We start from the raw sequence: 8,778 nt of genomic DNA, 5'->3' as shown, positions 1-8,778 counted from the left end.
TCTGTACGGTAGGCCTCTACTTGCTCATGATTACCTGCTAGTGCATAGCCTTGAGCAATATCATCAACGCGTGCACCGTGTTCTGTACGGTAGGCCTCTACTTGCTCATGATTACCTGCTAGTGCATAGCCTTGAGCAATAGCACTAACGTCTGCACCGAGCTGTCGCATCCACTCTACTTTATTGTGTTTTCCTTCTCTAGCTAATTGAGCTCCAGCGGTAACAAAAAAGCCATTTTTTATAGCTATCGCATCAATATGAAGCTTTTTTAGCTCTCTTTTTAATTCTTCAAAATCATTGGATTCTATTGCTATTTTATAAACTTCATCAAACATAAGTAATCACCAAAAAAACAATGTGTTCTTAATTATATCATAATATTATCTAGAAATGCTATTCCTTGCGCGATTGTCTAGCCTATAATACCCCTAAAAACTTCTTCCTTTTGCCTTTGCTGCTGTGCTCTAAAAGCTTTTGATTGCTGGTGAGTGTCTCTATTAATGCGCTTTTCTCAGTGTTGGCAGCTTCTAATTGCTTATGAAGGAACTCATTTTGCTTGGCCTTTTCGGCTAGCATCTCTTTGAGGTATTTTACTTCAACCTCAAGAGCAGTTCGCGAATCCTGTTCGTCAGTGTGCGTTACTGTTCGCTTGGTGTGCGCATCAGGAAATACACGGTAGAACTCAGACTTATCTATCAAGTAGTTTCCGCCATCATCCCTTGAAGCAGAAAGCTTGCCCTTCTTTATCAAGCTTTGTATGTGCCTAGCACTACACCCTGCAATTTCCGCAGCAATTCGCGTACCAAGCAACGAATTTTCTTCGCTCATATTCGCATGCCTTCGCTATGTTTTCGTTAATTTTTACCACGCACGTAATAACCCGCCAAGGCCATTACCAAGCCCATGCCACTATTTATGGCTATACCAGCTTGAGGTGAGTCAGGGCGAAAGACAACAAACGAAACAAGCCCTATAAACGCGCCAAGAATAAGGAACAAAGTAACCAAAAACAACCATTTATCTTTAAACCGTCTCAATAAGGCATCATCTTGCTGCTCGTCATGAATGCTTTCGATCTTGATTCGAAGATTTTTTGTTTCTGCAAAAGCATCTAAGGCTGCTTTGGGGAATGAATTATTGTCTGGTTGCATTAATTAGAACCCTATAATTTCTTTTACAATTTTCTGTTGGTTATCAAAGACACCTAAATGATTACCCGCTTTCCTTTCATTAACTGCCATTTTTATTAATGAAATAGATTTACGAAGAACATCACTCTTAGAGCTTTCAGTGTCCTTTGCTAATTCATCAAGGGCTTCATTTAACTCGTCTGAAACAACCAATGTTATTCTAGTACTCATGCGAATATCCTGTGTAAAAAAATGAGTGGATTATACGCATTATAGTTGATTATTACTTGTTTATATAGAGGGTATTTAAAATTGATAATACCATCACTCTTTTCTGTCCTCTTTAATAGCCTTAGGTCTTAAATCAAATGGTATCTCATGATTTCTTACTACTTGCTTGTAAAGCATAGCGATAACTTGAGTTGTAGTAACACCAAGCTCTCTAAATACCGCGTCTACCTGCATCTTTAATTCAGGCTTTATTCGCACTCTGATATAAGCTGACTTGCTCACATTCCTCTCCTCTATAACCACTTTCTCTGACGCGAACATCAGGCGCAAGAACACAATACCTCATGGCGCACGCACACGCCTGGCGTACTTAGCTCGAAACCCCGGTTACTTTCCCTCTCGTGTATCTGTCCGAAAAGTCGAGAATCAAATCAAGGGTAATTCGAACCAAGGCATGGGTCAACATACCTCGTATGTAGCTGTAAGTGTGTGCAATGGATGGCTCACAGCACTAACTCAGCATTTGAGCGTAATGGCAAAAAGCATTAACCATCAAAGCGGGTACATTCCTCACCCCTATGCTTATTACACGTTAATTGACGCTAACGGGTACATTTGGTGCGGTCATATTCTCAGATTCCCAATGCTCCCAGTACTTATTGGATAACATTTTATCCGAAATAAACAATACTGCTTGCTCTGTGACATATCGGCCTAATCCGTGCCCCGATCTTCCCCTATCGCGCTCAATATAGGTATCAAGTTGTTTCCTTATTGCTTGATGGGCTTCTTTTGTTCCAGGCTTTTGTCCCAGCTTTATAGTCATTAAATCGGATATTATTTTATCCAATGAGATGGTTGTGCGATGCTCGGAAAGTTGAAGATGGTAGCGAACTGCTTTTGTTGCCATTTATAAAGACTCCAATGCTAACTATATGGATAACATTTTATCCATTAATTAGCAGAGGCACAACATAAATTGCTAGCCAGATAATATAATCAAGCGTTTTCGTAGTGATGTTTTTTAGGCATAAGATGAACCATTTTCCACTTAATCTCATCCATCTCTAGCCGTATAAGGTAAATCGAATCTTCATCTAGAGGACGTCTTCTATTACGACCAGACAAGCCCGCTGTTTTTTCTGGTAGTTGTAATAATTCATCCATTAAATCATGAATCTGGATTTGCTTGGCTATTGCATATTGCCTTTTAAATTCTTCGTTTTTCTTAAGCCAGTTAAAAATTGTTTTCTTACTTGGCCAGTGCTTATGCTCTTTGCAAAGCCTCCCAATTCCTTTGTCACTATCCATTATGGCAATACATATTTCATCTGCCAGCTCATTTGTATAGGGTGACGGACGACCACCTTTGTTTTTGGTTTGAGGGAATTTAATAATTTTAGCGGTCGTTTTTGTTGGTTTGTTATCTGTTTTATATTTCAAATTAGCGACAGTAGCATTCATTTACTTAGTCCTTTAAATAGTTTGCTCACCAGAAAATGATTGTTTCATCTTCGCCCTTCTGCGATTGCTTTCGCGTATTGCTTCGCGTCCTTGTTCTGTTCGTGCGCCAGTAGATAAACCACCATGCAGCTTACAGCGCCCATTTATAGGCTCATCTTTCTTCTTATCCCAAACAGGTGGTGCCTTGCATAACGTATTTGTTCGCGTCTTTGCATTACATGTTCCTCTTTGTTTTTTCTTATTGCTAATTACTTTTAACATCCTGTTTTCCATACCCCATGATGTGCGTGCGCGCTATCGTGCGTACTGGTGTAAAAACCCTTTTATCATACCCTATTTATATCCTGTTTGTTTCACAACCTTACTATTCATCAGTTATCCAAAGTTCGCTTACATCTGCTTTCCAAAAAAGAAGGTTCTTCTTGCTAAGAATAAAAGCAATTATCTGATACGTGCCTATAAATTGACTTTAATTTAACCTAAATAAGTGCATGAGAATATATTGATGCCCTTATTTAGGGGTAATAGTGCATCAGAATAATTTTACATGCACTGCTTAAAACCCAATGCTGGTAAGGGTTTTGAGGGTAATCAGTGCATCAAGTGCATTAAAGTGCATGTACTCCTATATATACCCCTACCTATATAACAAAATATGTACAGTTGTGCTGTAGTTCTTTTATAACCATTATAGGTACCTTAAGTCTTTTATATGTTTTTGATGCACTTGATGCACTAAATGGTATATAACCCTTTCTGCTATTGGGTTTTATGCCAGTGCATCAGAAAAAATGTTGATGCACTGCTGATGCACTTGATGCACTGGCTCATGCACTGGTTGATATTTTGTATTTGAAAAAAAAGCCACGTAAAGTGGCCTTTTGTATTGTTGCTTTTAATTTAGTCTCGATTAAAAAAATCTGAATTGTTAGATGGGGCTATTTGTCTAGGTAAGTTAAACCAACTTTTACCATTCGACCTGTAAGCTTTTTTACCCGTTAGCTTTGTTAGAATATTTCCACATCGTTTGCCAATAGATTTAGCATTATGATTGGTTAAATCAAATCCTATTAATTGCAATACTTCCACAGCGGTATGTGATTTATTGTAATATTCTTTTTCATCCCATTTAAATTTGTTAAGTATCATCTCTTCCATTGGGTCTATGGTTTCAAACAACTCATTTTCAGCGGTTAAAAGTTTAGATTCTTCTTTCGTTAAGTAGTACGACTCTCCATTATTGAGTAAGCACTTAAATTCAGCCCATACTTGCTGCATGTCCATGTCATGATTGTAGTTAATTTCTTTTATAGAGATTGACCACCATCGTCTATTCCCTGTTTCATCTACAAGATATTGTGCGTTATTTACTGAACCAAAAAATGCTGTATTACGTGATGCTGTTGATTCTGTTCTTGCATAAGGTACACGGTAATAATCAGTTGATTTGGTTATGAAGGCCTTTAACGCTGCTAAATCAGATTTGTTGAATGTGCCATCTAGTTCACCAAGCTCAACAAGCCAATGGCTGGTACAACCTATCACTGAATCTTTGTTTCTTGGGTCAAGGGTTACGCCATCAACAATTAAGCTATGATGAGACATTGGAACCAGTGATTTAAACCACGCTGTTTTTCCTATTCCTTGAGTCCCTTGAAACACTAATACGCCAGGTAATGAAACACCGTCCTCGCTAAATGCCGCAGCTACTGCTCCTAACATCCATCGGTAGATTAATATTTTAGCCAGCTCAGGGTTATCTGCTATAACAGTTTTAATGAAGTCATTTGTTCTTGATACTCCATCCCACGTTTTGCTATTAATCCACTCTATAGCAGGGCTGTAACGGTGTTTGTCTGCTATTAAAAGTAACCAGCTAGGTAAATCAGCTTTAGGAACTCCATTCTTAACGCATAAGGAAGCAATATCAGCTAGCTTAACTTCGCTCTCATTAGTTTTGCTGTATTTTTTGTCGGGCATGGTTATTTCAATTCTTTTACTAACCAAGTTAAATCTAACCTTTATTCCATAATGATTAAGAAGGCACTCAATATTTTCAGGTACATTTAGTGGATTGTTCTTTGCTGATAGATAAGGAAATTCGTCTTTTGGAACTAAATCATAACTTAATTTTAATTTGGCTGTTAGGTCGAGAATATTATCGTTTACAACATTCATGTCTAATTCCTTAATGACTCTTTGTTCTTCTAATTGTTTGACAATCACTTTTTTAGTCGCCTCTAAACCATAACCATGGTGATAGTCGTTCCAGTCTTGGCCTGCTTCTGGCGGTATTATTATTAACCCGTTTGTTTTGGTAGCTGCTTCGAGTGCTGCTTCATTACCTGTGTTTTGTTTATTACTGTCATTATCACCAAAGAACACCAATTGCTTACCAGGAAAAGATGCCTTTAAACGCTCTGCTTTGCTTCTCATTCCATTTGCATCGAAAGTTACGATAATGGTAGCCCCGGTTGCCATAAACACGCTTAAACCAGTTAAATAGCCTTCAACCACACCAACAAACGGCAAGTCATTATTGCCTTCTATGATATGAATTCCTTCTGCAATTGGTGTTCCTGCAATATATGCTCGGCTACCATCAGCATTTATAAATTGTGCTCCTATGAGCTGTTGGTGATTGCCTATGTCATTGATGTGAATTATTAGCGCATTAGCGTAAATAGTTTGTTTTTTATTCTCTATTTTTCCAGTATGAGTATTATTTTTCTCGTAATGTATTTCGTAGTTTCTAGTATTTACCCATACAGACTGATTAACGCTTTTGTTTTGTAGGTAAGGATGAGGGCGCATAACGCAACTGGATATTATGTTATCCGCATGAGCACCAGCAACTTTCTTTTTGGTAAGCAGCTTTTGTTCTTGTTCGAGCTTTGTAGCTTGTTGGTTATGACGTTCTTGAATAGGATTACTGGGCTGCTTCACATTATTTGTTTGCAATTGTGACTCGTGGCTTAAACCTAGATATTTAGCAACACTTTTAAAGGCTTCTTTAATATTGTTGTTATAGAGGTACATGGCGATTAAGTCGATACCGTCTTTAAACTTGCCATTTGTACACGTAGCGCATACCCATGAGCCTTTGCCTTCGTCAGTGAAGCGAAACCCATCTTTACCAGCATGAATTGGGCATGATGAGTGCTTACCAGAAAGAAAGTGTTCTGCTATTCCGTGAGCCATTAATATTTGAGGCCAAAGAACGCTAGCACAGGCTATTACTTCGGCATTATTTGCCTTATAATCTGTCTGTGTTTTAAGTCTATTTGGAGGGATTCCAGTCCCTCTGATAGCGCTCATATTTTCCTCTCTGAACTCAAGAAGTCAATTTTCTTAACAAGTTGTTCAATAAGTTCATTTTGTTTGGTTGTTTTCACTATCAAAGTATTTAAATCAGTCCGTACCCCATGTTTAAACCAAGCATCTTTAGTGGCTTTGTTTTTTCTCTGTTCGAACCCTTTTTCAAATTGATAAATATTCATGCCCTGTTCTCCTCAATAGAGGACACGGGCTTTAAAGACCAATAATAATTTTTGCCTTTTCGTCTGACGTCTAATTTGATATGTTCAATCGCTAGAATTAATTTGAGTTTTTTGTCTAATACGTCGCTCTTATTTAGAACACTCGTCAAATGGGTGAAGTCTTGGCTTGATATACCGTCAGGGTGATCGATCAGTACTTTAAGTAAGCGTTGCTGTACTTGGGTTAATTGATTTAAATGAGGCTGAAAATTAGCGAACAGCTTGAGAAGTATTTCTGTATTATTATTTTTATCTACTGCCATGTGGCTTACCCCAATTAATATTAATAATTAACCAGAGTGCTTCTTTATTGTTGTTATAAACGTATATTTCAGGGTGCAAATGTATATTTCGACCCCAAAAGCGGGTTGACATTCCTCAGTGTAAACGCTTAAATAACAACTAGGTGGGCTAAGTTGCTTTACTAAACATGCAACTTGGATATAATCACCAACTTAAAAGCACTCCAGTGGCAACTTAGATATCTCTACCGGCGAAAGTAATTGATATCTAGGTTGCGTGAGTCGCTTAACAATTTACTATCGTTAAACTTCCATTAATCATACCCCGTTAAGCCCTCTCATCAAAGCATTTTCATGGTATTTAAGAACAAAAAAGCTACAATTTTATTATATAATCATGTGGTTATTTTTTATGATTCTATAAAGAACACTGTGTCTTTGACTCGCGCTATCCAAGAATAAGAATCAATAGAGTAGTTCTTTATAAACCTTAGAGTAGAAGGCTATAGAAACGCTTCTCCAGCATGATTATCAAATAGCTTCGCGTTGCGCACATAACCCATAACTGTTTTTGGATGAGTATGGCGCGATACCTCCATTAGCTTAAACAGGTCAGCACCAGCCTCAGCCCCGCTGGTAATAAAGCCAGCCCGTAAACTATGGCCGCTAAAATCATCAACGGTTAACCCTGCAAGCCCTGCGTACTGCTTTACGATATTGGCAACACTTCTTGATGTTAATGCTCCTGCTTGTATGAACCCACCTTTCTTAATTGGCCTGAACAATGCGCCTTTGGTTATATTAGCCTTATCAAGCCAACTCATGAGCGCATCAATTACGCGAAAATTAACACCATTGGGGATAGCAATAACCTGCCCTTGACCCTCCTGGTCTGTTTTTGATTTACGAATAGTTACCTTAATGCCCTCTGGTGTACGCTCAATATCATTTACGGTTAATGTAACTAACTCTGAACGCCTAAACGCCCCTGCAAAACCAAGTAACAATAATGCTTTATCTCTAATTCCTGTTAGCGTATCAGGGCAATGAGAAATTATGGCTTTCATGCGTTGGGCTGTTAATGGTGCTTTCTTCTCTTGAGCAGTACCTTTCTCACGCTTAATGCCTTTAAAAACAGCTTTAACACCTTTGTGTTGTGTAGGGTTTTCGTGTCCGTTCGCTTCGTGTGCCATACGGATGGCTGCGAGTCTGCGTGTTAGGGTTGCTGGTTTAATTCCCAAGCTTGTTTGCTGTGCGAGAAACCGTGCAACAGTATCAGGAGTGGCGGGAAGGGTTTGTAATTCCATTGATACGCACCATTCAGAAAAAATGCGTAAATCAATGGTGTAGAATTTAATAGTGCTTGGTGATAGTGCTTGTTTCATATAATCCTTTATAAGCTTATTTAATTTCGCGTGTTCCCTTGCGATTATTTCTTGTTTGTTCTTAGTTACTGTCAGTTCATTTTTACAGCTATTCATCATTTTTTAATACCTTTGTAATACTATTTATTTACTTCCGAGAATGTAACTTATAGGAAGTTATTATATAAGCGATAGAAATTAAGGCAAGATTTTCCTTTGATAAATTACTAACCAGAAAAATAGGGGGTGTTACTCGATGAGTTTTTACTCTAACGCTACCCAAGAAATTTTGGGTACGTAAAGAAACTATAAACGGATGGGATTTACTCTCACCACAGAGTAGTGAGAGCACCTTACAAGTAATTAAGAAAATTGTTGTTGATTGGAATTTTTATCTTGAAGAGCCTGCACAAAATCACTTACAGTATTTACTTCTTTTCCAACTAAAGCATTAGCCATACCTGATTTAACGAATGCTCGAAGCTCTTTACCTAAAGTACCATTTCTTAAAGTAGATAAGTGCTCACTCAAATCAACATTGTCTCCGCTTAACGCTGACTTTAAAGCAGTAACTGCATCTCTTTTTTGGGTAAAACTTTTTTGAAACACGGCAAAAAAGCTTCCATGAAAATACTCTTTTGTCCTATCAGAAGAATCAACTACCGCTGTTCTTTCTTTTAGGTAACTATCCAGCAAGCAATTAATGTCGTATTTTTTTTGTTTCTCATGATTACCTGCTAGTGCATAGCCAAAAGCAATAGCACTAACGCTTGCACCGTGTTCTGTACGGTAGGCCTCTACTTGCTCA

The 8,778-nt window shown here is 38.1% G+C and carries 13 protein-coding genes; all 13 read right to left on the bottom strand.

All coding sequences use genetic code 11. The features are described 5' to 3' along the window. On the bottom strand, positions 1–335 hold a 335-nt coding region (locus WA877_RS00335; RefSeq protein WP_425168957.1), incomplete at its 3' end, for a hypothetical protein. Between the two features lie 82 nt (positions 336–417). Then, the gene (locus WA877_RS00330) at positions 418–828 is read right to left on the bottom strand and encodes a hypothetical protein (RefSeq protein WP_425168956.1); all 411 of its coding nucleotides are present in this window, start codon (positions 826–828) and stop codon (positions 418–420) included. 26 nt (positions 829–854) lie between these two features. Further along, positions 855–1,151, bottom strand: coding sequence for a hypothetical protein (locus WA877_RS00325; protein ID WP_425168955.1), 297 nt, complete (start codon positions 1,149–1,151; stop codon positions 855–857). A 3-nt stretch (positions 1,152–1,154) separates the two neighbouring features. Further along, positions 1,155–1,361 carry a ribbon-helix-helix protein, CopG family gene (locus WA877_RS00320; RefSeq protein ID WP_425168954.1) on the bottom strand — a complete coding sequence of 69 codons (207 nt, stop codon included), beginning with the start codon at positions 1,359–1,361 and terminating at the stop codon, positions 1,155–1,157. Between the two features lie 93 nt (positions 1,362–1,454). Next, complete coding sequence (locus WA877_RS00315; protein WP_425168953.1) at positions 1,455–1,643, bottom strand: type II toxin-antitoxin system RelB/DinJ family antitoxin; 189 nt, start codon at positions 1,641–1,643, stop codon at positions 1,455–1,457. A 310-nt stretch (positions 1,644–1,953) separates the two neighbouring features. Then, a complete protein-coding gene (locus WA877_RS00310) occupies positions 1,954–2,271 on the bottom strand; it encodes a hypothetical protein (protein WP_425168952.1) in 318 nt (105 codons plus the stop codon). 89 nt (positions 2,272–2,360) lie between these two features. Beyond that, complete coding sequence (locus tag WA877_RS00305) at positions 2,361–2,825, bottom strand: hypothetical protein (RefSeq protein ID WP_425168951.1); 465 nt, start codon at positions 2,823–2,825, stop codon at positions 2,361–2,363. A gap of 12 nt (positions 2,826–2,837) precedes the next feature. Then, positions 2,838–3,086 (bottom strand): HGGxSTG domain-containing protein, encoded by a 249-nt coding sequence (locus WA877_RS00300; protein WP_425168950.1) that lies wholly within the window; start codon positions 3,084–3,086, stop codon positions 2,838–2,840. Between the two features lie 639 nt (positions 3,087–3,725). Next, positions 3,726–6,143 carry a VapE domain-containing protein gene (locus tag WA877_RS00295; protein ID WP_425168949.1) on the bottom strand — a complete coding sequence of 806 codons (2,418 nt, stop codon included), beginning with the start codon at positions 6,141–6,143 and terminating at the stop codon, positions 3,726–3,728. Then, positions 6,140–6,325 carry a hypothetical protein gene (locus WA877_RS00290; RefSeq protein ID WP_425168948.1) on the bottom strand — a complete coding sequence of 62 codons (186 nt, stop codon included), beginning with the start codon at positions 6,323–6,325 and terminating at the stop codon, positions 6,140–6,142. Before WA877_RS00290 ends, WA877_RS00295 begins: the two co-directional genes overlap by 4 nt. Beyond that, positions 6,322–6,627, bottom strand: coding sequence for a hypothetical protein (locus WA877_RS00285; RefSeq protein WP_425168947.1), 306 nt, complete (start codon positions 6,625–6,627; stop codon positions 6,322–6,324). The genes WA877_RS00290 and WA877_RS00285 overlap by 4 nt, the downstream gene beginning before the upstream one ends. A gap of 482 nt (positions 6,628–7,109) precedes the next feature. Then, entirely contained in the window at positions 7,110–7,991 is an 882-nt protein-coding gene (locus WA877_RS00280; protein ID WP_425168946.1) for a site-specific integrase, read from the bottom strand. Between the two features lie 342 nt (positions 7,992–8,333). Beyond that, positions 8,334–8,778, bottom strand: a 445-nt coding sequence (locus WA877_RS00275; RefSeq protein ID WP_425168945.1) for a hypothetical protein, incomplete at its 5' end; no start/stop codon positions are given.

Source organism: Legionella sp. (assembly GCF_049790535.1).
In the GTDB taxonomy this organism is placed as follows: domain Bacteria; phylum Pseudomonadota; class Gammaproteobacteria; order Legionellales; family Legionellaceae; genus Legionella.
This window is presented reverse-complemented; position numbering and strand designations above follow the sequence as displayed.

Excerpts from the sequence above, each read along its gene's own strand:
- WA877_RS00330 (WP_425168956.1), bottom strand. The coding sequence starts at position 828 with ATGAGCGAAGAAAATTCGTTGCTTGGTACGCGAATTGCTGCGGAAATT.
- WA877_RS00325 (WP_425168955.1), bottom strand. The coding sequence starts at position 1,151 with ATGCAACCAGACAATAATTCATTCCCCAAAGCAGCCTTAGATGCTTTT.
- WA877_RS00320 (WP_425168954.1), bottom strand. The coding sequence starts at position 1,361 with ATGAGTACTAGAATAACATTGGTTGTTTCAGACGAGTTAAATGAAGCC.
- WA877_RS00310 (WP_425168952.1), bottom strand. The coding sequence starts at position 2,271 with ATGGCAACAAAAGCAGTTCGCTACCATCTTCAACTTTCCGAGCATCGC.
- WA877_RS00305 (WP_425168951.1), bottom strand. The coding sequence starts at position 2,825 with ATGAATGCTACTGTCGCTAATTTGAAATATAAAACAGATAACAAACCA.
- WA877_RS00300 (WP_425168950.1), bottom strand. The coding sequence starts at position 3,086 with ATGTTAAAAGTAATTAGCAATAAGAAAAAACAAAGAGGAACATGTAAT.
- WA877_RS00295 (WP_425168949.1), bottom strand. The coding sequence starts at position 6,143 with ATGAGCGCTATCAGAGGGACTGGAATCCCTCCAAATAGACTTAAAACA.
- WA877_RS00290 (WP_425168948.1), bottom strand. The coding sequence starts at position 6,325 with ATGAATATTTATCAATTTGAAAAAGGGTTCGAACAGAGAAAAAACAAA.
- WA877_RS00285 (WP_425168947.1), bottom strand. The coding sequence starts at position 6,627 with ATGGCAGTAGATAAAAATAATAATACAGAAATACTTCTCAAGCTGTTC.
- WA877_RS00280 (WP_425168946.1), bottom strand. The coding sequence starts at position 7,991 with ATGAAACAAGCACTATCACCAAGCACTATTAAATTCTACACCATTGAT.